21 protein-coding genes are annotated in these 26,020 nt (G+C 65.6%); 13 read left to right on the forward strand and 8 right to left on the reverse strand.

Annotated features, from left to right (window positions below; translation table 11 throughout):
* Window positions 1-262 precede the first annotated feature (262 nt).
* Window positions 263-994: an aggregation-promoting factor C-terminal-like domain-containing protein gene (locus tag ACFTE1_RS11055; protein ID WP_380623203.1), complete on the reverse strand. Its 732-nt coding sequence runs from the start codon at window positions 992-994 to the stop codon at window positions 263-265.
* A gap of 516 nt (window positions 995-1,510) precedes the next feature.
* Here ACFTE1_RS11055 and ACFTE1_RS11060 point away from each other — a divergent pair.
* On the forward strand, window positions 1,511-2,545 hold the full coding sequence (locus ACFTE1_RS11060) for an LCP family protein (RefSeq protein ID WP_380623201.1): 1,035 nt from the start codon (window positions 1,511-1,513) through the stop codon (window positions 2,543-2,545).
* A 37-nt stretch (window positions 2,546-2,582) separates the two neighbouring features.
* Here the strand turns inward: ACFTE1_RS11060 and narI are convergent, their stop codons facing one another.
* From narI to ACFTE1_RS11080, 4 genes are read right to left on the reverse strand one after another with little or no spacing between them, the layout of a single operon-like run.
* Window positions 2,583-3,278 (reverse strand): respiratory nitrate reductase subunit gamma, encoded by a 696-nt coding sequence (gene narI, locus ACFTE1_RS11065; RefSeq protein ID WP_380623199.1) that lies wholly within the window; start codon window positions 3,276-3,278, stop codon window positions 2,583-2,585.
* Window position 3,279: 1 nt separating this feature from the next.
* Window positions 3,280-3,858 (reverse strand): nitrate reductase molybdenum cofactor assembly chaperone, encoded by a 579-nt coding sequence (narJ, locus tag ACFTE1_RS11070; RefSeq protein WP_380623197.1) that lies wholly within the window; start codon window positions 3,856-3,858, stop codon window positions 3,280-3,282.
* An 8-nt stretch (window positions 3,859-3,866) separates the two neighbouring features.
* The gene (gene narH, locus ACFTE1_RS11075) at window positions 3,867-5,495 is read right to left on the reverse strand and encodes a nitrate reductase subunit beta (RefSeq protein ID WP_380623195.1); all 1,629 of its coding nucleotides are present in this window, start codon (window positions 5,493-5,495) and stop codon (window positions 3,867-3,869) included.
* Window positions 5,496-5,519: 24 nt separating this feature from the next.
* Window positions 5,520-9,047, reverse strand: a complete 3,528-nt coding sequence (locus ACFTE1_RS11080) for a nitrate reductase subunit alpha (RefSeq protein WP_380623193.1) — start codon at window positions 9,045-9,047, stop codon at window positions 5,520-5,522.
* A 92-nt stretch (window positions 9,048-9,139) separates the two neighbouring features.
* Here ACFTE1_RS11080 and ACFTE1_RS11085 point away from each other — a divergent pair, with 92 nt between their 5' ends.
* The 12 genes from ACFTE1_RS11085 to ACFTE1_RS11140 all read left to right on the forward strand — a co-directional run bounded on the left by ACFTE1_RS11085 (window position 9,140) and on the right by ACFTE1_RS11140 (window position 23,180).
* A complete protein-coding gene (locus tag ACFTE1_RS11085) occupies window positions 9,140-10,387 on the forward strand; it encodes an MFS transporter (protein ID WP_380623191.1) in 1,248 nt (415 codons plus the stop codon).
* Between the two features lie 106 nt (window positions 10,388-10,493).
* Window positions 10,494-11,117, forward strand: a complete 624-nt coding sequence (gene mobA, locus ACFTE1_RS11090; RefSeq protein WP_380623189.1) for a molybdenum cofactor guanylyltransferase — start codon at window positions 10,494-10,496, stop codon at window positions 11,115-11,117.
* A 659-nt stretch (window positions 11,118-11,776) separates the two neighbouring features.
* Window positions 11,777-12,475: an IclR family transcriptional regulator gene (locus tag ACFTE1_RS11095; RefSeq protein WP_380623187.1), complete on the forward strand. Its 699-nt coding sequence runs from the start codon at window positions 11,777-11,779 to the stop codon at window positions 12,473-12,475.
* 185 nt (window positions 12,476-12,660) lie between these two features.
* On the forward strand, window positions 12,661-13,851 hold the full coding sequence (locus ACFTE1_RS11100) for a pyridoxal-dependent decarboxylase (RefSeq protein ID WP_380623185.1): 1,191 nt from the start codon (window positions 12,661-12,663) through the stop codon (window positions 13,849-13,851).
* Window positions 13,852-13,865: 14 nt separating this feature from the next.
* Complete coding sequence (locus tag ACFTE1_RS11105; protein ID WP_380623183.1) at window positions 13,866-14,582, forward strand: CoA transferase; 717 nt, start codon at window positions 13,866-13,868, stop codon at window positions 14,580-14,582.
* A gap of 96 nt (window positions 14,583-14,678) precedes the next feature.
* Entirely contained in the window at window positions 14,679-16,133 is a 1,455-nt protein-coding gene (locus tag ACFTE1_RS11110) for an aldehyde dehydrogenase family protein (protein ID WP_380623181.1), read from the forward strand.
* 131 nt (window positions 16,134-16,264) lie between these two features.
* On the forward strand, window positions 16,265-17,689 hold the full coding sequence (locus ACFTE1_RS11115; RefSeq protein WP_380623179.1) for a pyridoxal phosphate-dependent decarboxylase family protein: 1,425 nt from the start codon (window positions 16,265-16,267) through the stop codon (window positions 17,687-17,689).
* Window positions 17,690-17,773: 84 nt separating this feature from the next.
* Entirely contained in the window at window positions 17,774-19,087 is a 1,314-nt protein-coding gene (locus tag ACFTE1_RS11120) for an Hsp70 family protein (RefSeq protein WP_380623177.1), read from the forward strand.
* Between the two features lie 167 nt (window positions 19,088-19,254).
* Window positions 19,255-19,608 carry a tRNA-binding protein gene (locus ACFTE1_RS11125; RefSeq protein WP_380623176.1) on the forward strand — a complete coding sequence of 118 codons (354 nt, stop codon included), beginning with the start codon at window positions 19,255-19,257 and terminating at the stop codon, window positions 19,606-19,608.
* Between the two features lie 399 nt (window positions 19,609-20,007).
* Complete coding sequence (locus ACFTE1_RS11130) at window positions 20,008-21,033, forward strand: restriction system modified-DNA reader domain-containing protein (RefSeq protein ID WP_380623175.1); 1,026 nt, start codon at window positions 20,008-20,010, stop codon at window positions 21,031-21,033.
* A 199-nt stretch (window positions 21,034-21,232) separates the two neighbouring features.
* Window positions 21,233-22,069 (forward strand): transposase family protein, encoded by an 837-nt coding sequence (locus tag ACFTE1_RS11135; RefSeq protein WP_380624886.1) that lies wholly within the window; start codon window positions 21,233-21,235, stop codon window positions 22,067-22,069.
* A 655-nt stretch (window positions 22,070-22,724) separates the two neighbouring features.
* A complete protein-coding gene (locus ACFTE1_RS11140) occupies window positions 22,725-23,180 on the forward strand; it encodes a barstar family protein (protein ID WP_380624820.1) in 456 nt (151 codons plus the stop codon).
* Window positions 23,181-23,331: 151 nt separating this feature from the next.
* On the opposite strand, the gene ACFTE1_RS11145 is transcribed toward ACFTE1_RS11140, so the two are convergent.
* From ACFTE1_RS11145 to ACFTE1_RS11155, 3 genes are all read right to left on the reverse strand, one after another.
* Window positions 23,332-23,775, reverse strand: a complete 444-nt coding sequence (locus ACFTE1_RS11145; protein ID WP_380624818.1) for an NUDIX domain-containing protein — start codon at window positions 23,773-23,775, stop codon at window positions 23,332-23,334.
* A gap of 455 nt (window positions 23,776-24,230) precedes the next feature.
* Window positions 24,231-24,965: a hypothetical protein gene (locus ACFTE1_RS11150; protein WP_380624816.1), complete on the reverse strand. Its 735-nt coding sequence runs from the start codon at window positions 24,963-24,965 to the stop codon at window positions 24,231-24,233.
* Entirely contained in the window at window positions 24,962-25,852 is an 891-nt protein-coding gene (locus ACFTE1_RS11155; RefSeq protein ID WP_380624814.1) for a hypothetical protein, read from the reverse strand. The genes ACFTE1_RS11150 and ACFTE1_RS11155 overlap by 4 nt, the downstream gene beginning before the upstream one ends.
* Window positions 25,853-26,020 lie beyond the last annotated feature (168 nt).

The following is a 26,020-nucleotide window of genomic DNA, read 5'->3' on the forward strand; positions in this document are numbered from 1 at the left end:
GATTCACCTGGGGAACGCCCTTGGCGGACACGGCGAAAGGCGTGCGGACGGAAGGCGTGCCCGGATCCCATGGGGGGAATTCGCCCGGTGTGGCCGGCACTCCTCCGCTCCGTGGGGCGGCGGCGGTCCGGTGCGGGTTTTCACCGGGAACGGAGTAAGGCCCGCCCCCTCGTCGGGGACGGGCCTCGTCGTCTGCTTCGGTGGGGCGGCTCTCGCCGCCTGTTTGGTCAGGGCGTCGCTGCCCGACCGAAGGTCGTCTCGTCTAGTACCAGCCGTTGGCCTCGGAGTGGCCCCAGGCGCCGCACGGGGTGCCGTAGCGGCCCTCGATGTAGTCCAGTCCCCACTCGATCTGGGTGGCGGGGTTGGTGGCCCAGTCGGAGCCGTTGGCGGCCATCTTGTCGCCGGGCAGGGCCTGCGGGATGCCGTAGGCTCCGGAGCTCGGGTTCGAGGCGCTCTCGTTCCAGCCCGACTCCCTGTCCCACAGGTTGATCAGGCACTGGACCTCGTTCATGCCCATGCCGCGCTCGAGCGTGACGGTGCAGCCGAGGGCCTTGTTGCCGGAGTAGGCGGAGCAGTCGCCGGAGATGGCGGGGCCGGAGTCCTGCTCGGGCTCGGCCTGCTGCGGCTCGGGCTCGGGCTCTTCGGCCGGCTCGGGCTCGGGCTCGGGCTTCTCTTCTTTCTTCTCCTTCTTCGGCTCCGGCTTGGCCTGGATGATCGAGTCCATGGTCTCGACCTCCTGCCAGTCGTAGGAGGCGGCGATGCCGTCGGCGACGATGGCCTGTGCGGACTTCTCCTCCACGGTGCGGTCGTCGACGCTGCCGATGGCGCTGGCGGATCCGACGGCGGTGACGGTGGCGACGATGGTCGCCACGCCGGTCATGAAGGCGCGGTGGCCGACGACGTTCCCCGCACGGGCGAAGAGGCGGCGCTCGGCTCGGTGCCTGCCGTTTCCGTCCTGGTCCTGAACGGAAGTGGAACTCTGCTTTTTACGCATGGCGGCTAGCGTAAGGAAATTTCGGTGCCGCGCAATCCGGACAATTGTCGTTCACGCCTTTCAGGGAATGTGGATTGGGGAATTCACCTCCCGTTCGGGCGATTTTTCCGATAGCCGAGGTATCGCGTGGTTTCGCCGGTCCCCGCGAATCGCGCGCCGCTCCGCTCATCCTTTCGGCCGAGGCGGTGTTCGGATCTTGATACAAGTCTTCAAGCCCGAACGTTAACGAGGCGGAGTTCGCATACGTGGTAGGGAATCCCGGGTCACCGTAGTCATGCGAACACGGAGGGGAGCCGCCTCCCCCGGCACCGCCCCCGCTTTCCCGGCCGCCCCGGCGCCTCAGCGTCCGCTGCCGACTCTCCCCTCGCTGCGTTCCGCCGTTCCCGCCGTTTCTCCCCTGCGGGCTCGAATCGCGAAAAAGGGGACCCCGACGGGGCCGTGCTCTACCCTTATGACCAGCACCGTCGCGCGGCCGCGACCGCGCTCGGCCCGTTCCGCGCCTGGAGGTGTGCCCGTATGGAGGCGAACCGACCGCCGCTGTGGACCCGGCTCCTGGTGTGGGTCGGGGCCCTGACCATGGTGCTCGCGGCGGGCACGGCCGCCACCGCGCAGTACTTCTTCCACCGGATCAACTCGAGCCTCGAGAGCGAGGACATCCTCGGCCAGCAGCGGCGCACCCTCGACGCGGTCGACCTGGAGGGCCCGCTCAACTTCCTCATCCTCGGGCGCGACAAGGACGCCCACGGGCTGACCCGCACCGACACCATCATCATCGCCCACGTCGACGACGACCTCTCCCAGGTCTCCCTGGTGTCCATCCCCCGCGACCTGTGGGTGCGGATCCCCGACTGCGGTTCCGGCCACCCGTGCGAGGGCAAGATCAACAGCGCCACCGCCAGTTTCAGCGAGCGCGAGCGGCAGCTGGAGAGCGTCAACGCCACGCTCTTCGAGCTGACGGGGCTGCGGTTCCACGGCGCGGCCATCGCCGACTTCGAGGGCTTCCTCGACCTGATCGACGTGGTCGGGAAGATCGAGCTGTGCCCGTGGCACGAGATCACCACCGACCACCTGCACAAGACCTATCCGGGGGAGTGCGCCCGGTACGGGAAGAAGGACGCCCTGGAGATCGTGCGCGAGCGCAAGGCCTGGAGCACGAACGAGGACTGGAACACCGGCCGCGGCGGCGACTACGGGCGCCAGGCGATGCAGCAGCAGGCCATCATGGCGATCCTGGAGGCGGCCAAGGAGCAGGGCTACCACAGGGACCCGGTCAAGGCCTCGGAGATCCTGGCCGGGTTCGGGGACAACCTGTCGGTGGACCTGGGCGACCTGTCGATCGCCGACTTCATCGTGGCCATGCGGCACATAGACCCCTCCGAGATCGCGCGCTACCGGGTTCCCAGCGAGCCCGGCTACGCGGGCGGGTCGTCTGTGGTGCTGATGAACGAGTACGCCGGGCACACCCGGGCGGCCGAGAAGCTCTGGCGGTCCCTGGAGGAGGGCACTCTGGCCGAGTGGGGCGCGGCCCACCCCGAGTGGGTCAACCGGTGACCGGGTGGGACAGGCTCCCCCGTTCGGCCCGGCCGCTTCAGCGGCGGGACAGCTGACGCGTGCGCCGCCCGTCGCGTGCCCGGTAGACGACGTAGGGCCGCCAGAGGTAGCCGACCGGGGCCGCGAAGGCGTGGACGAGCCGGGTGAACGGCATGCAGGCGATGAGGAGCATGCCGACGACGGCGTGGACGTGGAACTGGACTGGGGCGGACTCCATCGCCGCCACGTCGGGGTCGAGGACGAAGACCGACCGGAACCAGACCGAGACCGACCCCCGGTAGTCGTGGTCGACGTCGATGTTCATGAGCGTCACCAGCGTGCCCGTCAGCAGCGCCAGCGCCAGGACGACGTACATGGTCTTGTCGTTCTTGGTGGTGGCGTTGAAGACCGGCCCCTTGGTGCGGCGACGCCAGACGAGCAGGGCGACTCCGGCGAGGGTGGCCGCGGCGGCCGGGACTCCCAGGACGAGCGAGCCGACGTGGTAACCCTCCGGGCTGAGGCCGAGGGCGGTGGTCCACGACTCGGGGACCACCAGCCCGACGAAGTGGCCGGCGATGACGGCGAGCAGGCCGAAGTGGAACAGGGGGCTGGCTATGCGCAGCAGGGCGCTCTCGTAGGCCTGGCTGGAGCGCGTGGTCCAGCCGAAGCGGTCGTAGCGCCACCGCCAGACGATGCCTCCGATCAGGAGGGTGAGGACTATGTAGGGCAGGGCCGCCCACAGGAAGAAGCTCAACTCAGACTCCCACGCTCTCGGTCGGCGGACCGCTGCTGACCAGCTCGGCGACCAGTTTCCGGTCGCGTCCGGTCGGCTCGGGCAGCGCCGCGCACAGTTCGGACAGGATCGGGGCGTAGGGGGTCGTCCGCTCCGGGTCCTCCGCGAACGGGGTCCCGGCGAGCGCACTCTCCATGGCCAGGAGGCTCGCCCGGTAGAAGGTGAGGATGCGCAGCCCGGCCCCCAGGTCGACGTGGGCGGCGTACTCGCAGACGACGGGGAGGAAGTCGGGCAGTTCTCCCCCGCGCATGTCGAATCCGGACTCGCGGTAGGTCGCGGTGAAGGCCGCCAGGGCCGCTCCCCGCCGGCGGGTGTCGCCGTCGGTGAAGTAGGTGAGGTAGAGGCAGGTCTTGCGGCGCAGGTCGAAGATCTCGGTGTAGTGGAGGCGCAGGTCTCGCGGTTCGATCGCCCGCAGCTCCCGGGCGCTGTCCGCCAGCGCGGGCGTGCGGACGCCCTCGTACTCCTCCAGTACGTCGTCGTCAGGGTAGGCGAGGAGGAGTCCCGTCTCGTCCAGCAGTCGCCTCAGGTGCTTCTCGTCCACGGGTCCCCCTATTTCTTCCGGTCCGGGAACAGGCCGTCGGGGCGCCCCTGGCCGTCCCAGTTGAGGAGGTTGACGCGGCCGGGCTTGTCGGTGGTCTGGCGGGCGCTGAGTCCGTGGAAGGACTCGATCGACACCGGGACGGGTTTTCCGCTGGACTCCCCGAAGGGGCCCGCGCCTCCCATGCCGGGGCCGCCCGCGAACTCCAGGGAGCAGCCGGACTCCTCTCCCCCGCTGGCGTGGCCGGCCGTGTCGGCCGTGGGGATCACGTAGCGGTCCTCGTATTTCGCGATGGCGAGCAGCCGGTAGAGTTTCTCCAGCTCGCGGCCCGTCGTCTCGGCCGAGGCGGCTATGTCGGGATCGGGTTCGGTGTTGAAGTTCCTGGCCCTCATGTGGCTGCGCATGGCCGCCAGCTTCCGCAGGCTGGCGCGCACCGGTTCCGGGTCGCCGGCGGTGAACAGCTCGGCGAGGTACTCGACGGGGATGCGCAGGCGGTCGATCGCCGCGTGCAGGACGTCCCGGTCCTCCCCGTCGTTGCCGGTCTCGGCTACGGCCTCGACGACCGGGGAGAGCGGCGGGATGTACCAGACCATCGGCATGGTGCGGTACTCCGGGTGCAGCGGGAGGGCGACGCGGTGCTTCACGACGAGCTCACGGACCGGCGACTTGCGGGCGGCCTCGATCCAGGACTCGGGGATGCCCTCCTCCAGGCAGGCGCGTTGCACCGCCTCGTCGTCGGGGTCGAGGAAGACGTCGAGTTGGGCCTGGTAGAGGTCCTTCTCGTCGCGCACCGACGCGGCGGCGGTCACGAGGTCGGCGTCGTAGAGGATGACTCCGAGGTAGCGCAGGCGGCCCACGCACGTCTCGGAGCAGACGGTCGGCAGGCCGTTCTCCACGCGCGGGTAGCAGAGCGTGCACTTCTCCGCCTTGCCGGTGTTGTGGTTGAAGTAGACCTTCTTGTAGGGGCACCCGGTTACGCACATGCGCCAGCCCCGGCAGGCGTCCTGGTCGACCAGAACGATCCCGTCCTCGGCCCGCTTGTAGATCGCCCCGGAGGGGCACGAGGCGCTGCACGAGGGGTTGAGGCAGTGCTCGCAGATGCGCGGCAGGTAGAACATGAAGGCGTTCTCGAAGTCGACCTTGACCTTCTCGCCGATCCGCTCCAGGACGGGGTCGTCCTTGACGAGGTCGGGGCCGCCGCCGAGGTTGTCGTCCCAATTGGCCGACCAACGGATCTGCGTGGGCTTGCCGTCCAGCAGCGAATAGGGCCTGGCGACGGGGACGTCGGAGGAGACGGGCGCGTCGGTGAGGGTGCGGTAGTCGTAGGTCCAGGGCTCGTAGTAGTCCTGGATCGTCGGCAGTTTCGGGTTGGCGAACAGGGAGAGGAGCTTCTTGGCCTTCCCGCCGGCCTTGAGTTTGAGCCGGCCGGACTTGGAGAGCGTCCAGCCGCCCTTCCACTCCTCCTGGTCCTCGTGGCGGCGCGGGTACCCCAGTCCGGGGCGCGTCTCGACGTTGTTGAACCACACGTACTCCACGCCGCCGCGGTTGGTCCACGTCTGTTTGCACGTCACCGAGCAGGTGTGGCAGCCGATGCACTTGTCCAGGTTCATCACCATCGCCACCTGGGCCATGGGTCGCATACGCGGGTCCTCTCTCTCGGTGGGTCAGTAGACGGGGGCGGACGCGCGCCGGCGGATCGTCGTCACTTCGTCCCGCTGGTTGCCCGTCGGTCCCATGTAGTTGAAGGCGTAAGTGAACTGGCCGTAGCCGCCGATCATGTGCGTGGGCTTGACGAGGATGCGCGTCATGGAGTTGTGGATGCCGCCCCGTTTCCCCGTGGTCTCGGTCTTCGGCGTGTCCACCGTCCGCTCGGTGGCGTGTGCGAAGTACACCAGCCCCCGCGGCATCCGGTGGGTGACCACGGCACGGGCGGCCACGACGCCGTTGCGGTTGTGCGCCTCGATCCAGTCGTTGTCGCCTATGCCGACGCTCGCGGCGTCCTCCACGTTCATCCACATCGACGGCCCGCCGCGCGAGAGCGAGAGCATCAGGAGGTTGTCCTGGTACTCGGAGTGGATGGCCCACTTGTTGTGCGGGGTCAGGTACCGGAGCGTGATGGACTCGCCGTGGGTGCCGAAGGCCGGTTCGCCGAACATGACGGTGGCGTCCAGCGGCGGTCGGTATAGCGGGAGTTGTTCTCCGTAGCGGCGCATCCAGTCGTGGTCGAGGAAGAAGTGCATCCTGCCCGTCAGCGTGTGCCAGGGCTTGCGGTGCTCGACGTTGATGGAGAAGGCCGTGTAGCGCCGGTCGGCCGCCTCGATGCCGGACCATTCCGGGCTCGGGCCCACCGTCGTCGGCCGGTCCTGGGTGTCGGAGAAGACGATCCTCTGCTCGGCGTGGCCGATGTGGGACATGTCGGTGCCCACCCTCTCGCCCAGGCGCTCGAAGCCCTGTTTCGACAGGCGCCCGTTGGTCGTACCGGAGAAGGCGAGCACCATCTCGCAGGCGTCCCTCTCCGTCTCCAGCGAGGGCCGGCCCTCCACGGTTCCGTTGCGCAGCTTCAGCCACTCCACCTCCTTGTCCGGAGTGAAGGAGACGCCCTTGACCGGGATCCCCGCCTTCTCCACCATCGGCCCGACACTGGTCAGGCGCTGGTAGGTGGCGGGGTAGTCGCGCTCCACGACCACCAACCCGGGCATGGTCCTGCCGGGCGTCCACTCGTCGGCGCCGGGCACGCGCCCTCCCGGCTGGGAAAGCTCGCCCGGCGTGTCGTGCCCGATGGGGACCGCGACGAGGTCCTTGCGCTTCCCCAGGTACTCCTCGGCGAGCTCCGAGAAGCGCTCGGCGATGCCCAGGAAGATCCGGTAGTCCGTCCTGGACTGCCACGGCGGGTCGATGGCCGGGTTGAAGGCGTGGATGAACGGGTGCATGTCCGTCGTGGACAGGTCGTGCTTCTCGTACCAGGTCGCGGCCGGAAGCACTATGTCGCTCATGAGCGTCGAGGACGTCATCCGGAAGTCGAGGGTCACCAGAAGGTCGAGTTTGCCCGTCGGGGCCCTGCCCTCAGCCCGCAGCGAGTCCCGCAGATTGGAGTTCGTCCCGAGCAGGTGGTGCAGGAAATACTCGTCGCCCTTGCCGCTGGAGCCCAGCAGGTTCGAGCGCCACAGAGTCAGGACGCGGGGCCAGTTGTCCGGGTGCGAGGGATCCTCCGCCGCGAACTTCAGGTCACCCTTGCGCAGCCTGTCCACCGTGTCGGCCACGGGATCGGCGCTCTCGCCCAGCTTGAGCGGGTTCTCGTTGAAGGCCGGGGCCATGGGCATCCAGCCGTAGCGGACGGCCTCGGCGACGAGGTCCTTGGTGTGCCGATCCGGCGCAGGCTCCAGCGGATTGAGCATGTTCGCGTCGGTGTGCCGGTCGTAGCGCCACTGCTCGGTGTGGAGGTACCAGTAGGGCGTCGAGGGCGTCTGCCTCGGCGGCCTCGCCCAGTCCAGCGCCGCCGCCAGCACGGACCAGCCGGCCGCCGGGCGGCACTTCTCCTGGCCGACATAGTGCGCCCACCCGCCCCCGTTGCGGCCGATCGCGCCGCACAGCATCGGCAACGCCATGACCGCCCGATAGCTGGTGTCGGCGTTGAACCAGTGGTTGAGCCCGCAGCCCATGATCATCATGGCCCTGCCGTTCGATCCCTCGGCCGAGTCGGCGAAACGGCGGGCCGCGTTCACCACCAGGTCGTCGCGCACACCCGTCACGGCCTCCTGCCACGCGGGCGTGTAGGGCTCGGTGGAGTCGCGGTACGAGGAGGGCCATTTGCCCGGCAGGCCCGGGCGCTGGACCCCGTACTGCGCGAGCATGAGCTCGAAGACCGTGGTGACCACGCGGTTCCCCGTCCGCAGGGTCCGCACTCCGCGCTGGAGGCGCTCTCCCGTCCGGTCAAAGCGGGGCAGGTCCACCTGGACGGGCCTTCCCTCTTCCAGCGTCAGGGCCGGGGTGACGCCCTCCATCCGGAGGTTCCATCCGCCGCGGTCCGACTCGGACCACCGGTGTCCGATCGAGCCCTCGGGCACGGCCGGCGTGTTCGACAGCCGGTTCCACACCACCAGTTTCCACTCGGCGTTCTCGACCTCCTCCCCCAGGTCCGCCGCGGTCAGGAACTTGTCGGCGTGCCACGAGCCGTCCTCCTGCTCCTCCAGGGCGACCAGGTAGGGGGCGTCGGTGAACGTCCGCGTGTACTCGTCGAAGTAGGGCACCGTCCGGTCCACGAAGTACTCCTTGAGCACCACGTGTCCCATGGCCATCGCCATCGCCCCGTCGGTGCCCGCGTGCGGGGCCAGCCAGTGGTCGGCGAACTTGGTCGCGTCCGAGTAGTCGGGGCTGACCACGGTGACGTCTTGGCCCCGGTACCGGGCCTCGGCCATCCAGTGGGCGTCGGGGGTGCGGGTGACGGGCACATTGGACCCCCACAGCATGAGGCAGGTTGCGTCCCACCAGTCCCCGGACTCCGGCACGTCGGTCTGGTCGCCGAAGACCTGCGGGCTCGCCACCGGCAGGTCGGCGTACCAGTCGTAGAAGGACAGCATGGTGCCGCCGATGAGCGACATGAAACGTGCCCCGATGCCGTGGGAGACGATCGACATGGCCGGGATCGGGCTGAAGCCCGCGATCCGGTCGGGGCCGTACCTGTCGATCGTGTGGACGTGGGCGGCGGCGATGATCTCGTTGACCTCGTCCCAATGCGCGCGGGCGAACCCGCCCATGCCCCGCAGCCGCTGGTAGCCCTCCCTCGTCGCGGGGACGTTCTGGATCGCCGTCCACGCCTGGACCGGGCTGAGCCCCTTGGCCCGCTGCTCGCGGTAGGCCTCCAGGAGGGTCGAGCGGACGTACGGGTAGCGGACCCGCGTCGGGGAATAGGTGTACCAGGAGAAGGCCGCGCCCCTCGGGCAGCCCCGCGGCTCGTACTCGGGGCGGTCGGGCCCCACGGACGGGTAGTCGGTCTCCTGGGTCTCCCATGTGATGATGCCGTCCTTGACGTAGACCTTCCAGGAGCAGGAGCCCGTGCAGTTGACGCCGTGGGTGGAGCGGACGACCTTGTCGTGGGCCCAGCGGCCCCGGTAGTAGGACTCGGCGGGGGAGTCCTGGGTGCGGTACTGGGTGTGGCCGTCGGCCGATGTCTCCCGCTTCTTCAGGTACCTCATGTCCGAAAGCGACCCTCCCTGTCGGAACCTGAGCATCAATCTACATCGTGTTATAGCGTAGGGTGACCGATTGACGATTTGGAGTTGCACTCATGAGCATGGATACTTCGGCCGCCCAGCGCGGCAAGGGATTCAATCTCGGCGTCGCCACGGCGGTCTTCACGCTCACCTTCTGGGCGTGGAACCTCATCGGCCCGCTCTCGACGACCTACGGGGAGAGCCTGGACCTCTCCGACACCCAGAAGTCCGTCCTCGTCGCCATTCCCGTCCTCGTCGGATCCCTGGGGCGCATCCCCGTCGGCGCGATGACCGACCGGATCGGCGGGCGGAGGATGCTCGCGGTCATCTGCTTCATCTCGGTCGTACCCGTCATCGGCGTGGCCTACTCGGACTCCTACGCCATGCTGCTCTTCTGGGGTTTCCTCCTCGGCGTCGCCGGCACGAGCTTCGCCGTGGGCATCCCCTTCGTCAACTCCTGGTACCCGCCCGAGAAACGCGGCTTCGCCACCGGACTGTTCGGCGCCGGCATGGGCGGTACGGCGCTCTCCGCGTTCTTCACTCCCCGGCTCGTCGAGGGGATCGGCCGGGCCGAGACGCACTGGATCATGGTCGCCGCGCTGATCGCCATGGGGCTGTTCACCTTGTTCGCCGCTCGCAACTCTCCCGGGTGGAGTCCCTCCACCGAGTCCGTCTGGCCCCGCATGCGCGTGGTCATGACCATGCGGATCACCTGGATCGGCTGCCTCCTATACGGGCTCGCCTTCGGCGGGTTCGTCGCCTTCTCCACCTATCTGCCGACCCTCTTGCAGAACGTATACGAGTTCAGCCAGACCGGCGCCGGCATGCGTACCGCCGGGTTCTCCCTGGCCGCCGTCGTCGCGCGTCCCATCGGTGGCATCCTGGCCGACAAGATCGGGCCCGAGAGGGTGCTCGCCATCTCCTTCGGCATGGCCGCCGTCCTGGCCGTGGTGCTGGTCTTCCAGCCTCCCGCGGAGTTCGCCGCCGGCACCACCTATGTGCTCATCGCCTTCGGGCTCGGGCTCGGCACCGGCGGTGTCTTCGCGATGATCGGGCAGCGGGTCGATCCGGCGAAGGTCGGTACGATCACGGGCCTCGTCGGTGCGGCCGGCGGTCTCGGCGGGTTCTTCCCTCCGCTGGTTCTCGGCGCCGACTTCGAGGCCACCGGTTCCTACGATCTCGGCTTCCTCGCCCTGGCCGTCTGCTGCGTGGTCGCGTTCGTCTACGTGGCCTTCGTGGCTCCGAAAGCCCGCGCGAAAGCAGAGGCGGCGAAGTTACGTCCGCCGGTGATAGACCTATCTCGGAGGCGAGATATATTCTGATACCACTAAGCGGCCGGCCCCTCGGCGAACCGTTCCGAGTCGGCGCCCAGTAGGCCTCGGGCCGGTTCCATTGGCCCGAGCCTTCCTCGTGTGTTGAAATGGGGCGGTGCCATCCGATTCGCCGTCCACCGGTCCGTCCGTTCGCCTCGCAGTGGTCGTCTGCGTCGGCGGGCGTTCCCGGCGCATGCGTCGGGACAAGGCCGAACTGCCCATCGACGGGACTACTCTGCTGAACCGGGTTCTCTCGGCGGTGTCGGCCGCCGAGCGTCGCATCGTCGTCGGCGCCCGGCCCGAGGGAGCAGCTCCGCTGCCGTCCGATGTCCTCCACATCGTCGAGGAGCCCCTCCACGCCGGGCCCGCCTATGCCGTGTCCCAGTCGGTTGACGAGCTCTGGGACTCCACCCACACCGTAGTCCTGGCCGCTGATCTGCCGTTCTTCACCGAGGAGGCTTTCCGGATCCTTGCCGCTTCGGCAGGAGACCAGGTCGCCGCCTTCGCCGACGAGAACGGGCGCTTCCAATGGCTGACCTCTGTATGGCCCAACGAACTTCTTCGGGAGCGGGCCGACCGGATAGAGCCGAACGCCCCCATGCGGCGGCTCTTCCAGGGACTCGACCTGAAGCCGGTTCCCTGGCCGGGCCTGGGTACTCCCCCATGGGCCGACTGCGATACGCCCGAGGAATGGCGCGAGGCGCTGAGAAAGCTCGGGCAGAGTGGCGTGGACGGATAACTGGGCCGGACTTACGGAACCGCATTCCGACCTCGTCATGGAACGGCACTGTCCGCACATGAACACGGTCGACCGTGAAATCCACCCCAGGCAGGACTTTCATGCAATTTGAACTGCCGCACGCAACCAGAACTCGATCGCTTCCCTCTCGCCGGCCCTCGAGGTGAATTGTTCTCCCAGCGTACCTTTCGACCATGGCAACTGGTCCACAAGCAGCGATCGCCCCCAGGCGTAACAGGCTTCGTCGAACTCGAACAGCGGACGACACTTCGAAGATCGCGATGAGACTTCCGACTGCGCAACCGAACTGCTCTTCCCGCCTCAGGCCACGACCGGGAGGCCACCCGCCCCGGGGAGAGGAGACCCGGAATATGCACAGTGTCAAGTATCCGATATTCAACTGTGGGTTCATATATAAATCGTCAGGTCAAGGCCACATGAATCCTGTTCGCCCTCAATGCGAAAGATGTTCCCAAGTGCGCGCCTTGTCGTTGTGTCCACTTTATTAGTATTCTATGCATCAGAGGAGATGCTGGACCATCCAGACCCCGTGCCAGACCTTCGAACGTACAGCTCGCTCATCCGCCACCGGACGAGGGTCTGCCAATTCAGCTACCACGGAGGTCCCCATAGCAGTCACCGGAGTTCTCGCTCGTTCAATGGCGATTCTACGTTTGCTGTCGCGGTTTCCCGACGGACTCGGTGTCAGCGCCGTCGCGAACACCACATCCATTCCCCTGGCCAGCGCTCACAGGCTGCTGCAGGCGTTGCTGGAGGAAGGAATGGTGCGAAAACACCGTGGCCGGTACATCGCTGCCGACAACACGGCCGCCATCACGATCGACCGGCGGGAACGGCGAATCCGGGTAGTCGCCCGCCCGTGGATACTCGAGTTGTACAACCGCAGCAGGCATCCGGTGTCACTGGCAGTCGAGGCCGGACGAATGGCTCGCTACATCGACTCCCTCTACCCCAAATCACTGACCGACGTCATCCTGGCGACGTCCCCCGAGGCGCCGTTGCACTGCACCGCGGTGGGAAAGACGCTCCTCGCCCATTCGCCGCCCCTGGCATCGGAGTACCTCTCCCAGAACAGGCTCCATTCACTGACGAACCATTCCATCACCCGACCCGAGCTTCTCGAGTCGGCTCTGGCACAGGTCCGGCTCCGCGGATTCGCCGTGGAGTTCGGTGAACACGTCACCGGTTTCGCGTCGGTCTCGGTTCCCGTTCTGTCGGCCTCCGGAACGGCCTATGCGGCGGTGAGCGTGGCCGGACCGGTCCGGTCCTTTCAACCAGCGCCGTTCATCGATGTCCTGAGACATACGGCGACGAACATGGCCGCAACACTGAATTAGCGCTTCACCAGCCCTGGAACGCGTGCCCCTTTCCGATTAACGGAAAGTTGTCGGTCGATTTCTCGATCCCCATGAATTGGCTTTTAACATATAAATTCAAAGTATCGGGTCGCCGACAATAGTCGTTTACGAGACGCCCCTTCTCATGTTACGAGGTGGTAGATAACGTGACTGATCGTGGATGCTTGACCACTCAACAGAAAGCCGCCGACAGTAGCGGCCTCGACCTCGATGTGACGGTGCGGAATCTGGGGTCCTACACCACCGCCGTCCTGCCGCCGGATCTGGCGCACATCTCCCATCGCCTGGGCGGCTACAACATCGTCAACAACAGCGAGTACCCGTTCATTCCAGAGATGGTGGCCCGCTGTGTCAAGCGATTGTCACTGCTGTGGCATCGCGGCGAGCCCCAGGCACCGGCCGCGGCGGTGTCGGGCTCGACAGAGGCGGCGATGCTGGCGGGAATGTCCCTCCTGCACCGTTGGAAACAGCGCGGCCTCCCTCATCGCCCCAATCTGATCGCCGGCCGAGGCGCGCACGTTTGCTGGAAACGGTTCTGCGCCTACTGGGACGTCGAGTTGAGGACCGTTTCGGGTGTCGGAGGGCAAGTCGTCGCCGATCCGGCCCGAATGGCCGAGGCCTGCGACGAAGGAACCATCGGCGTGGTCGCCACCCTGGGATACTCCGAACACGGCCTGTTCGATGACGTCGCCTCTCTGTCAAGGGCCTTGCGTCGTTCAGGGCGACACGCGCCCGTCCACGTCGATGCCGCCGGCGGCGGATTCACCGCCCCCTTTCTGACTCCGGAGTTGAACTGGGACTTCCGACTTGACCATGTGGCGTCGATCAGCGCTTCGGGACACAAGTTCGGCCAGACCGCCCTGGGATTGGGATGGATCCTGTGGAGGAGCGAGGAGTCCAGCCCCGAACACCTGTGGCGCGGGGCGGACTATATCGGGGACGGCAAGCCGGATATCGGCCTGACCTTCTCCCGCTCGGCGGCGCCGGTGGCTCAGCAGGAGCACCTGTTGTCGCGCCCCGGAGCGTTCGAACGCTATCGAATCGACCTCGCCGACTGCAGCTCCGTTGCCGCGGACATAGCCGACGTGATATCCGGCGACCCGGGCGTGCGGGTCATCAATGACGGGACGACCCTTCCCGTGGTCGCGTTCTGCGACAGGGAGCCGGGGACGGTCGAGCGGTGGGCCAATCGCATGCGCCACGAGAACTGGATCATTCCCACCTACCCGCTGGAAGCCAACCCGGGGCTCGGGCAATGTGCGCGGATCGTGGTCAAACCAGGTCTGTCCCCCCACACATGCGATCGATTGCTGGCCTCGGTCCTGCGTGCCACCTACAACGGCATACGACAGTAGAAAGGAGTACCACCGTGTTCAGAGTTCTCGAACTGGGCTCGTACATCCTCCCGGCCTACGCCGGGATGGTACTGGCCGAACAAGGAGCCCGTGTTGTCAAGTGGACTCATCCCGACGGAGCCGCCGATCCGGTGCAGAGGCTCCGGCGAGGCGACGAACTGTGGACGTGGATCAACCACGGCAAGACCCTCACCCCCCGCCACGTCCGCGAGGTCGCCGACCTCCCACCCGGGTCGTTCGACGTCGTCATAGACAACATCCGGGACTCCGCCTGGAAGAAATGGGGAATCGACCCGGCCGAACAGGCCCGGCGCCTCTCGCTGCCCTGGGTATCGATGCGCGATGAGTTCGACGGCCGCTCGTTCGACGCCGTCACCCAGGCGCGGGCCTGGATGGAGCACGTCCCCTACCTTCCGTTCTATATAGGCGACACCGCTGGAGGGCTCTGGGCGGCGTTCAAGGCGCTCTCCTTGACCGCCGGTTCGCAGACCGGCCATCACATACTGCGCCAGTCCTCATGCCTCGCCAAACTCATAGAGGGCGAGCTGGTGGTAGTCGAGCCCCGCGACCAAGCGCCGCCGTGGGATCCCCCCGGCACATACGGAGCCGACGACGACGGCGCCGCGACGCGCGTAGTCTTCCGTGGCACCGAAGTGGTCGAACCGGTCCGCGACACGGCATGGAAACGGCGCCACCTCAACCACGACGGCAACGGGCGAATCATCATCTGACCGCGGTGGCCCCTCCTGCCGGCGAACACCCCTCCTCAGAACGCTCGGCCCCGTGGGAGACGAACCTTTCAGAAACTCAGATCCGAGGAGGACGTTATGGTCCACACCATCGACAACTTCATCGACGCCGCAAGCGCCGCTCCGACCGGAGCACGCTATCAGCCCGTCATCAATCCCGCCACCGGTGCCGTCGATGCCAGTGCGGCCGTCTCTTCCGACACCGATATCGACAAAGCCTGCAACGCCGCCGCCCGGGCCTTCACCGAGTGGTCGCACAGCACGCCCGGGCAAAGGTCCCATGCGCTGCTCCAGGCGGCCGCGTCCATGGACGGCCGACGCCGGGAACTGATCGACATCGAGTGCCGCCAGACCGGACAACCGCGCGGATTCGTCGCCTCGGACGACGTCGACGCCGCCATAGACGTCTTCCGGTTCTTCGCCGGAGCCGCCCGCATCCTCACCGGTCCGACCGCAGGCGAATACCTTCCCGGTCACACCTCCTACGTCCGCCGCGAACCGGTGGGAGTATGCGCCGTCATGGTCCCTTTCAACTACCCGCTTCTCATGGCGGCGTGGAAATGCGCCGCGGCCCTCGCCACGGGGAACACGGTCGTGCTCAAACCGTCGCACAACACCCCCGCCGCCGCGGTGGCTCTCGCGCAACTGCTCAGCGAGCATCTGCCGCCGGGAGCGGTCAACGTCGTCCTCGGCGACCGCAACGCGGTGTCGGCACTCGTCACCCACCCCGCAGTGCGGTACGTGGCCGCCACCGCCTCCACGAGTTCGGGGGTGTCGATCGCCACCGCGGCGCTGGCGGACGTCAAACAACTGCATCTGGGACTCGGCGGAAAGTCCCCGGCGATCATCTCCCCCGACGCCGACATTGAGGCGGCGACCGAAGTCGTCGCTCGTGCCGCGTTCGCCAACGCCGGACAGGACTGCACGGCCGCCTCGCGCGTCATCGCTCATCGCGACGTGCACGACAAGGTGGTCGGGCTCCTGCGGGAGCACGCACTGGCGCTCAAGCCGGGTTCTCCCGACTCACCGGATTCCACGCTGGGGCCGGTGGCCACCGAAGCCCAGTACGAACGGATACGCGCTGTGTTGGCCGGTGTTGAGGACCAGGCAGACCTCGTCTACGGCCGGCAGCCTCGCGGCGAGCGCGGATGGTTCCTCGCTCCAGTCGTGGTCTCTGGTTTCAATGCCGACTGCACGTTGGCCACAACGGAGCTGTTCGGCCCTGTTGTCACCGTCGAGCCCTACGACGATCTGGTCGAGTTGACCTCCTCTCTCAATTCGGGGCCCTACGGGCTGGCCGCCAGCGTCCACACCCGAGACCACGACGAGGCCATGCGTGCGGCGTCGAGCCTCGATTTCGGATGCGTCTGGATCAACACCCATCTCCCGTTGGCCGCGGAGATGCCCCATGGAGGATTCCGGCACTCAGGTTTCGGAAAAGACCTCTCCATGGTGGCGCTGAAGGAGTTCACCCGGGTCAAACATGTCATGCACGCCTGGAACGACGTCCCCGCCCGCATCGCCCGAGAATGATCCGCGCCCCGAGTCGGAGGGCCAGCGCAGTTAGCGCTGCCCTGGCCCTCCATGGGCGTGCCGCACCGTGCCGGGTTCGGCGGCGCCGATCCCGGCCTTGCTCGACAACCGACACGCACAAGGGGAATCACATGACCAAGCGACTCTTCCCACTGGACATGGATGAGGACACGCTCGCCGCCCTCAATGACTCGATAGACCGTTTCGTGCGGCAGTTCCACCGTTCCACGGCGACGGCACCTCCCCGCTGGCCCGAACCGGCCGCTGAGGACCTCGCCGCGCTTTTGAAACCGCCCACGGAAGACGGCCGGGCCCCGGACGAACTGCTGGCCCATATCGCGACAGCGTTGCGCTCGGGGATCGAATGGTCGTCAGGGTCGATCATGTGTTTCGTCCCTGGAGGCGGCCTTCCGACCGCCGCTCTCGGAACCTATCTGGCCACCGCGACTAATCGATATGTGGGCCTTGCCATGCTGTCTCCCGGAGCCGTGGCGATCGAGCATTCCATCTCCAATTGGCTCTGCCGCGAGTTCTCCATGCCCTCCTCGGCTATCGCCACCGCCACGACAGGCGCGTCGATGGCGACGCTCCATGCCCTCGTCGCCGCCCGCCAAAGCTTGGGCGGCGATTTCGACGACGGGGTGGTGTACACGACCGGTCAAGCCCACCCGTGCCTGCGCAAAGCCGCCTTCATCGCCGGATTGCCATCGCGGGCGTTGGCCGAGGTTCCCATGACCGACACCGGTCAGATGGACACCGACGCGGCGGGGAGAATGATCCACCGCCACCGCGAGGAGGGACGCCGCCCGTTCATGATCGCCGCAACCGCCGGCACTACCGGTATGGGCGCCGTCGACCCTCTCGGGGAGATCGCCGACCTGGCCGACGAGTTCGGTCTCTGGTTCCATGTGGACGCCGCCTACGGAGGTTTCTTCCACCTCACTGAAACCGGCCGGAGAGAGTTGGCGGGAATCGAGCGGGCCGACTCAATCGTGCTCGACCCCCACAAGGGCCTGTTCCTACCGCCCGGATACGGATACCTCATTACTGCCGACGCGTCCCGGCTGACCGAGGTGTTCTCCGCTTCGCAGGCTCCGGTACTTGCCGACCTCGCCACGAACCTCGACCTGCCCGACTATTGCGACTTCGGCCTGGAATTGACCCGCGACTGGCGCGGCCTTCGACTCTGGTTGCCGCTGCACTTGCACGGTGTCAGCGTGTTCCGTGCAGTCCTGGACCATCACCTGCAACTCGCCCAGCGTCTCTATGACCGGCTTGCGGAGATAGACGGCATGGTCCTATGGGGACGCCCGGCACTTTCGATCGTGCCCTTCAACGTGCGAGGATGGAGCGAAGCCGAACTGGCCGGGCTCGTCGACCGCATCGCCGCGGAGGGCCGTGTCCTGGTATCGACCAGCCGTTTCAAGGGCCAGTTGATACTCCGCGCCTGCATCCTCCATTTCCGCACTACAGCCGAAGACGTCGATCGCCTTGCTGAGACGCTTCAGCGCTTTATCTCTTCTACAGGGGCAGGCCGATCAGCACTCCGACAGTGAGCGATGCTCTATGGACGGTTCGGAGGTCGATGCCGGCACGGAATCGCCGTGGGCGAGGAGGCAGCGGCACTGTACGATTCGCTCATGACGTCGCCCCCACTGCTCGCTGTCGATATCGGAACCTCGAACTCGGTCGGAGTGCTGCGAGATTCACAGGGCAACGTTCGGCCCCTCCTGATCGACGGCTCGCCAGTCACCCCCTCGGCCGTCTACCTCGACGACGAGGGAACCCTGCACACCGGCCGCGACGCCGAAACGCTCGCGGCCGCCCATCCCGACCGGTTCGAGCCCAATCCGAAGAAGCGCACCGGGGACGGAGAGATCCTGCTGGGGCTCAGCGAAGTCTCGGTCACCGAGGTCTTCGCGGCGCTTCTCCGGCGAATGGCCGACGCGGCCGGCTCCGTGACAGGGGACCTTCCCGCCGTGGTCCTCACCTGTCCGCAGGATTGGGGCGAGAGGCGCCGCCGAGCACTGCGGGAGGCGGCCACGAAGGCGGGATTCACCGAGATATCCCTGGTGACGGAGCCAGTCGCGGCGGCCTACTACTACGCCGAGCGGCTGTCAATTCCCATCGCCGAGGGCGAGGCGATAGTCGTCTTCGACTTTGGCGGAGGGACGCTCGACATCGCACTGGCGCAAAAGGAGCCGGGCGGAGGGTTCCGGGTGGCGGGAGCAGGAGGCCTCGAGGATCTAGGCGGCTTGGACATCGATGCGGCTCTGGTGGACCATCTCGGCGAAACGGTCGCCGCGGCCCACCCCGAGGAGTGGGACCGCTTGACACGGCCGGGGAACAGCGCCACCATGCGCGACCGGATCGCGCTGTGGAGGAACGTCCGGTCGGCGAAGGAGATGCTGTCACGTGCTGCCACCGCACCTGTGGCCGTTCCAGGCATAGAGACATCGTTCCACCTGACCCGCCGGGAGATGGACGAACTCGCCCGCCCGATCCTGGCCCGGGCGGCGGGCGAGTTGGAGCGAGTCCTGGACATGTCCGCACTTCCGCGAACCGCGATCGCCGGAGTCTTCCTTGTCGGTGGTTCGACACGGATGCCACTGGTGTCCCAGGTCCTCCACGAACGGACAGGCTTCGCGCCCCGAACGCTGGAACAGCCGGAGATTCCTGTGGCCGAGGGCGCCTTGGCCGCTCGTGATCGGCGAACCTCGGGCGTAAGGGAGTCCGCACCGCCGGCTCGACTGCAGTTCACGCAGTCGGAATACACACAGGAACCGCTGGACGAGCCGACGGCAATGCGAGCGGCCGGGGCACGGTCCGAGTTTCTGCCCCCGATGGCGAACGAACCCGCCCGGGCGCCCGCGGCGGGCAGAAGATCGCTTCAGAACACCGTCCTCGTCCTCATCGTCATCGGCCTGTTCTTTTTCTTCCTATCGCTCCTCTGAGCGGCCCTGAGTTGAAATGGCGACCGACTGGCGAGTTCCGTTGGCGATCGGCGGCGCGCGGAGTCTCCTTTGATCAAGAAGTTCACTCGGTGAGCATAGGACGATGACTTTCACGAAGGCGGAGAAATGACGTTGTTGCAAAGATGTGGCGATAATAGAATCCTGCCATGGAAGATTTGAGCAATGAGCTTGTGTCCCCTGAGGAGTTCCACAAGGTGAACATGCGGGTCGGCCAGATCATCAAGGCCGAACCGTTCCCCAAGGCGCGAAGGCCCTCCTACCGTCTGACGATCGACTTCGGGCCGTATGGGATCAAGACCTCCAGCTCCCAGCTGACGGAGCGGTACACACTGGAGGACCTGACGGACCGCAAGGTCATCGGCGTCATCAACCTGCCGACGCGCCAGGTCGCGAACTTCTTCTCCGAAGTGCTGGTCCTCGGGATACCCGTAGACGGCACTGACGACGTCATCCTCGTCCAGCCCGAGGCCGACGCCCCGCTGGGGTCCCGCGCCCTCTGACAGGTCCCGTGGGTTACTCCCGCTGGGAGGAGCCCACCACCGCCCTCTTTATCGCTCGGGTGAATAGCCTCGAACGCGACGGTACGACTCTTGAAACCCAGGGCTTCCAGGCCGGCGCTTCGGCCCGAGTTCGGCGGGCTTGCGAAAACCGGTTCAACGAGGAGAACCGAGAAGGTTTTCCCAGCTCGTCACGGTTCTGGTCATAGTTGGGCGGTCGAGCAGGGCCGGCTGGTTCCGAGGACTTCGCTCACCCACCTCTCCTTCTCTGCCACCGAGGTGTCGATCGCTCCCAGCCGAGCGCGACGCCGGAACTTTTCGATATCGGGTGACCAGGTGCTTCACAACTGCGGGTGACGAACTACAATTTCAGGCGAAACCAACCCCACCACCCAGCAATTGATGGGAACATACATGCCTGTTATTTCTGTCTCTGATGCCGTTTACCGGCTCATTCAGGAGAACGCGATTCCGCTGGAGGACACCGCTAACTCGGCGTTGGAACGTCTCCTCGGATTCAGTACCGACTCAGCCACTTCCGCTGTACCGACACAGCGCAAGGAGCCGATTCCGGAATCAGGGAATCCTGTTCCGGAAACCTCGGCGACGGACGACCAGGAGCCGCGCCACCGCCGTTATCGGAAACCCGGCACCGATGGGGCCCTGAAGCCGCTTCTCGATGCCGGGTACGTCGCGGCCGGCGACAAGCTCGTCTGGAAACAGCGAAAGAAGGGGGTCACCCACCGCGCCACGATCGAAGCGAACGGCTGGATCGTCCTGAAGGATGGAGAGTCCTACGACACTCCTTCCGGCGCCGCAGCCGCCGCGTGCGGTCGTCGCCAGCCCGGATGGGGCGTGTGGAAGCACTCCCGCACCAAGAAGACGCTCCTGGAGCTGAAGGCCCGCCAGACGAAGGGCGAGCCTGCGACCGGTGCACGTAAACCGGTGCGCGACACATCCTGGCACTCCAAGCTTCGGACCCTCCTCGATGAGCTTCCGGAAGGGCGCTGGACGACGTTCACGGACCTCGGCACCGTCCTTGAGGTTCACCGGGTGTCGATCGTTCGGTACCTGGAGCAGGAGCCGCACCCGCGAGGGAATCTGATCTTCAAGGACACCGGAGAACCCTCCCCCTCTGTACTGCGGGACAGCGCGGATCCGTACAAGGTGCTCACCGAGACGGGGATCAAGCTCGACGGCGACATGCGTGCTCAGCGAGACCAGAGGATTCCCTTGGACCGGCTCAGCGAACTCGTCGAGCCCGAGCCCGCTCAGGTTACCGAACACTCGAGCGCTGAAGCCGGTGAAAACGGCGCCGATACCGCCGCCCGCCAGGACCTGGAGGAAAGAGGAGTAACTGACGAGCGTCCCGAGACGCCGATCAGCCCGGCGGCGGTATTCGTCTCCGCCGGATCGAACGACAAGTAACGCCGAATCGGGGGCATCCCGAGGGATGCCCCTTTCCCATCCCTCGGAGACAACATGGAAGATAGAGAACTCCCCGTGATTGCCGGAGCTTCATGCAATTGTCTCGTGTGGGTGGCATGCTGCGTGTGCAGGGGATTTGACTACTCGCGAGTCGGGAACCTGGCGGCGACGGCAGCGCCCGTCGTGAGATCGCTGGGATATGAAAACAACAGAAGCGATCAAGAACAGGGCGCTGCCTCCTCTTGACCATACGACCGGTCTGTCCTACAGGCAACTGGCATCTCTCGCGCACGGGGTCGAGAGAACGATCGGGCCGTGGCAGCCGGCCACCGGACGCCAGAAGTCCCTCTCGGTGTTCATGGCCGTGGTCGTCACCGTGAACTACCTGCGCCGCAACGACTGTCAAGAAGCCGTTGGCGAACACTTCCTCGTCTCCCAATCCACTGTCTCCCGCTACATCAAGGAGCTGGAACCGGTCGTGTCGGTCCTGCTCGACGACCTCATGGCGCGCCTGCGGGCCGCTGCTTTGGCCGAGGCGCTGATCGTCGACGGGTTCCTCGTCCCCACCGGGGAGCGGAAGTGGTTCGACGGCCTCTATTCCGGCAAACGCCACGACACCGGAGCGAATCTACAGGCCATCGCCACCCTCCACGGCCGGGTCATAGAACTCTCCCCACCGCTGCGGGGATCAGTCCATGACTCCCGCGCGTTCACCGACACCGGCCTTGACAAGGTCTACAGGGTCCACTGCAGCCCTGAAGGTCCCGGCATGCTCGGCGACAAGGCCTACATCGGGAAAGTACCCATCACTCCAGTCCGGAAACCGGCCTACCGCAACCTGACCGAGGAGGAGCGAGAGTTCAACCGCGGCATCAAATCCCACCGCGCCGCGGTGGAACGAGGCATCTCCCACCTGCGCAACTGGCGAATCCTAGCCACCGGCTACCGCCGACCCCTCCGCTACCTCTACCGAACCTCACAGACCGTCATGAAACTCGAACAGTACGCGATTCACCCAGAAGAGGCTTTTGCATGAAGCTCCCGGTGTAGGACTTCTTACTACCACCGCGCCCCTGTCCGTCCTGGCCATCGTCGCCGTGTGGAAGTGCTGGGATGCAACGCACTTGGTGACAGATTTCGTCTACACTTTGTTGGTACGAAAACTCGGACTCAAGTCTGTCAAAGGGAAAGAGGAACTAGCGGCAACTCCATTCATGGGAGCATTCGCCGCATCCGCAGGATCCATGGGAGTGAGTGGCATGATAGCCTCATTCGATGCAGTAGGGATCGCAGCCAGGATCGGAGTATTTCTTCTTCCAGTAGCGGTCGCCTCCTCGATCGTATGCATTCCCTTGACTCTGTACGTCCTACGAACCAAGCGGCCAAGGTTCATGGTTCCTCCTCATCTGCGGTGATCCGTCATCGGCTCAGCGTTGTTGAACCCATTGCCTTCGCCGCCCGATGAGACCGGAAGCGAACCGACTATGTCATGAAACCCGGCCTCCACAGCCTGATGGGATCCGTCTATCCGACCCCTTTGAAACGGTGTTAGTCGATCTTGCCGGAGGACGCTCAAGCATAATAGCGATCAGGCAGCCGGGCACATCTGGTGCAGCAAAGGCGCCAGTACTGACATCGGTCGGAACGCGCCCTTTGGGTCCATGTCATCTACCAGAAACGAAGCTCCACAAATGCACAGTTTTCTCTCCCTGAACGGCAACATCTGGAAAGACCCTCGACCAGGCATCTTCGTCGAAGATGCGCATGGTTCAATACCGCTCCATGCCGTATTCCCGCCCAAGAGTGAATGTCTCCTTGTCTCCCTTGAGGGAACTGAAATGGTCGATGAGGATGCAGTATTCGATGTGTTCTTCCGGCGGCTGCATTTCCCTCAGTATTTCGGATGGAACTGGGACGCGATGCGGGACTGTCTCGGAGACCTATCCTGGATCGGACAGGAGCGAATTCTGATCGCCATAAACGATTGGGATCACGTCATGTCGAAGCAGCCCGAGAAGTTCGGTCTGCTCGTAAAGTTGCTTGCGACGACGGTTCATCGACATTTCGCCCCGTTCCCGATCAGGGAGGACTCGAAGCCTTGGATGCGGATAGTCGCATGGCCGGCTGGATCGCCAATCCGACCGTAGCCGGAGTGTGTTTCAGCACGGACGGATTCTCGAGCCGCACAACGTCTTGAAGGCCTCATCGTTTCGAGCATTAGGAACCTATTTGAAAACGGTGTCGCTCTTGGAGTACGTTTCATCATGAGCTGACCAGATGCACGCCCCTCGAAATACGTCAATCGAGAACATTTCGATTGGCGATTGTTAACGAGCTCCCGGGCCTGTACGACCGGTGGCCCGATTCCGTGAGCGCCTGCTCCAGCCAACGGGAGACAGGCGCTCCTTCCAGGTCTCTCAGATCAGCTACCCACAGGGCCTCCGCGATTTCCGGCGACCGCCGCACCGAGCCATCGACGACCGACGCCATCAGAGTCGTGACCTGATCACGTTTGCCTTCCACAGTCGTATTCTCCTCCTGTCCCAGGAGAGTGAAAGTCTCTGGAGCCACGCCGAGACCGAGTTCCTCGCGAACCTCACGCGACACCGCCTCCTCGGGTGTTTCCCGGGCGGGTTTGTACCCACCGCCGGGCAGTCCCCAGAAACGGCGACTCCGGCCGTAGGAATGGCGAACGACCAGAAACTCGACAGGTTCTCCGCCCCTGGTGAGGAACGCTTTCACTCCGAAAGTGCGTGGTTTGCGGATCCTCCACCACAAGCGACGAACGGGGGAGAGCAGACGCAGGAGGGAGGCGGGCAGAGGAATATAGACCATGAGGGCACCCTTCTCCTATGGAGTAGTGATGGCTGGACCGGGACGTGGCTCATGATGAGGTTACCAACGCCTCCGACCCTTGGACGCGGGTTGAATCGGCCGGGTCCGGTGCGTCGGTAACCGCAGTCCACTGCCGCCGGCAAACGAACTGGCGGACCCTTATGTCGGACGACTCGAAGGCACCACGGGTCCTGCCGGCGGACAAGCAGTCGCGTGACGAGGAAGTTGCCACCCGGACAGATCGGAGGCTGCTGGGAAAATGGCTGGTTTGGCGGTAGCACCGGAACAGACGGAGGGAACCTCCTGGCTGCCGACTGACCTTCCGCCATCGCAGTCGCAGTAAGCTCGCACGGCACTCGATTTCATGGCAGATTTCGGGCGTCGGAGTTCATCGGGGCTCGACTATGAGTTGAGGCCAGTACCGTTAACCACGTCGACACTTCGGCGATTGCCTCGTCAAAGTCACTGAACAGCCCGACTTGCCCTTCGACGTACATCGCGATCCAGTCGAGCTTCTTCGAACCGCTGTCGATGCTGACGTAGGAAGCCTGAGCCAGGAAAGTGGTGTCCGTGTCAGGCAGGGTGAACGCTAGAACGTCCCCGTTCTCGACCTCCATGTCGTCGTGCTCCATTAGCGCGGACCGTTCTTGGTAGGCCGGATGGCTCATGATGTCGGACGCCGCCCGCCCGAGCGCCGCATCGTCCGGCAGTCCCAGCCGGAGGCTCATCGGTTCTCCACCGGAGACGTTCACGGAAATGGACCCGGGGAGGCTGTCGTCCAGGGAGTCGACGTCGAAGGCGAGGAAACCGTAGTCGGAGACGGCCAGGTCGGGAAGCCCGTCCGTCGTCGCGTCCGGTTGCCCGGGACGGAAGGTGACGGCGAGGCATGCTGCGTTGTCGGCATCGGCCGTGAACCACTGGTATTCGGAGGATTCGCAGTCGACCGGTTCGGCTTCGGCCGCCGTTCCAGGGCCGGTGGCGTCGTCGACTGTTCCCTCAGAGGTGCCCCAGGGCGCGCAGCCCGCGAGCACGGCCAGGGCCGCAACGGACAAGGTGGCGACGAATGCAGTACGGAGCCGGAGGTGTCGAGCGCTCATTCGTTGTTTCCCTGGGTGAGAACCATGAGCCAGATCAAGCCGGTGAGGGCCAGGGCGCCGCCTACGAAGTTGACCGCGTCCGGGGCGTGTTCACCGGTGACACCGGCGCACAGTCCCATGAGCCCGAGGATGAGCATGACGGCGGCGGTCACCTGCTTGTTGCTTTTTCCTCGATCCGCCTCGTCGGCTTCGCGGCCTCGGGTGACAGCGCCGTTCGTGGCCTCCCCGGGTGGAGCGGCGGACTCGCTGAGGTGGTCGGCAAGGGTCAGGGCGAGTTGGAGGTTGGCGACATCGCAGGCGTCGACGAGGAGCACATCGCGCCTTTGGACGCCGGTGACGGATAGATGCCCACCGTGGAGGCCGATGTCCTTCACGGCAGTCCAGGACAGCCGTTTACCCTTCACTTCGATTCCCCGGATGTCCATGAGGACTCCGCCGAAGTCGAGAAGCCCGCCCTGTTGCGCTCGCAGCGCGAGTTTTTGCAGGTTCACCTCGGTGACCTGTCGTTGGACCTCCTCTCCCCACCAGTGCTCTCCCACGATCGGGATCGCCTTGTCGGGCCTTTTGGTCTTCTGCCCGTTCAATCGCGGCTGGGTCAGGGGGACCCCCACGCCGACCGCCACCGGTGGTCGTCCTGCTTCGACGAACGTCGTCACGGCTTCCGTGGGCTTGCCGTTCACGGAGCGGTGGTACCGGTAGGCCATCAGGCCTTCCCAGGTGAACACGCGGAGGTCGTCCTCGGAGGAGTCGATGATGACCCCTTCGGTGTAGAGGTACAGCTTCGCGTCGTTGAAGCGGCTCATCATGCTCCGCTGCTTCGGCTGGTAGAACTCCCGCAGAGCGCCGAGTTCGTTCGATTCCGCGAGCCAGATGATCTGGTCTGACACTTGGTATTCCATCTTCGGCCACTCCATCTAGAACGATATTCCACTGTGAGTGTATGGCCCCCTGTCAAGGCGTCGGGCCGTGGACCCTCCGTTGCGGGGAGTTGTGCGCAGCCGCGCGGAAGAACGACGAGCTGGGAGACCGATGGAGCATTGACTAGGCTCCATGCC

It is taken from the genome of Salininema proteolyticum (genome assembly GCF_042685645.1).
In the GTDB taxonomy this organism is placed as follows: Bacteria; Actinomycetota; Actinomycetes; order Mycobacteriales; family Micromonosporaceae; genus Salininema; species Salininema proteolyticum.

Coding starts and splice junctions, on each gene's coding strand:
- ACFTE1_RS11055 (WP_380623203.1), bottom strand. CDS start 994: ATGCGTAAAAAGCAGAGTTCCACTTCCGTTCAGGACCAGGACGGAAAC.
- ACFTE1_RS11060 (WP_380623201.1), top strand. CDS start 1,511: ATGGAGGCGAACCGACCGCCGCTGTGGACCCGGCTCCTGGTGTGGGTC.
- narH (WP_380623195.1), bottom strand. CDS start 5,495: ATGCGACCCATGGCCCAGGTGGCGATGGTGATGAACCTGGACAAGTGC.
- ACFTE1_RS11080 (WP_380623193.1), bottom strand. CDS start 9,047: ATGAGGTACCTGAAGAAGCGGGAGACATCGGCCGACGGCCACACCCAG.
- ACFTE1_RS11085 (WP_380623191.1), top strand. CDS start 9,140: ATGAGCATGGATACTTCGGCCGCCCAGCGCGGCAAGGGATTCAATCTC.
- ACFTE1_RS11095 (WP_380623187.1), top strand. CDS start 11,777: ATGGCGATTCTACGTTTGCTGTCGCGGTTTCCCGACGGACTCGGTGTC.
- ACFTE1_RS11110 (WP_380623181.1), top strand. CDS start 14,679: ATGGTCCACACCATCGACAACTTCATCGACGCCGCAAGCGCCGCTCCG.
- ACFTE1_RS11115 (WP_380623179.1), top strand. CDS start 16,265: ATGACCAAGCGACTCTTCCCACTGGACATGGATGAGGACACGCTCGCC.
- ACFTE1_RS11120 (WP_380623177.1), top strand. CDS start 17,774: ATGACGTCGCCCCCACTGCTCGCTGTCGATATCGGAACCTCGAACTCG.
- ACFTE1_RS11125 (WP_380623176.1), top strand. CDS start 19,255: ATGGAAGATTTGAGCAATGAGCTTGTGTCCCCTGAGGAGTTCCACAAG.
- ACFTE1_RS11130 (WP_380623175.1), top strand. CDS start 20,008: ATGGGAACATACATGCCTGTTATTTCTGTCTCTGATGCCGTTTACCGG.
- ACFTE1_RS11135 (WP_380624886.1), top strand. CDS start 21,233: ATGAAAACAACAGAAGCGATCAAGAACAGGGCGCTGCCTCCTCTTGAC.
- ACFTE1_RS11140 (WP_380624820.1), top strand. CDS start 22,725: ATGCACAGTTTTCTCTCCCTGAACGGCAACATCTGGAAAGACCCTCGA.
- ACFTE1_RS11150 (WP_380624816.1), bottom strand. CDS start 24,965: ATGAGCGCTCGACACCTCCGGCTCCGTACTGCATTCGTCGCCACCTTG.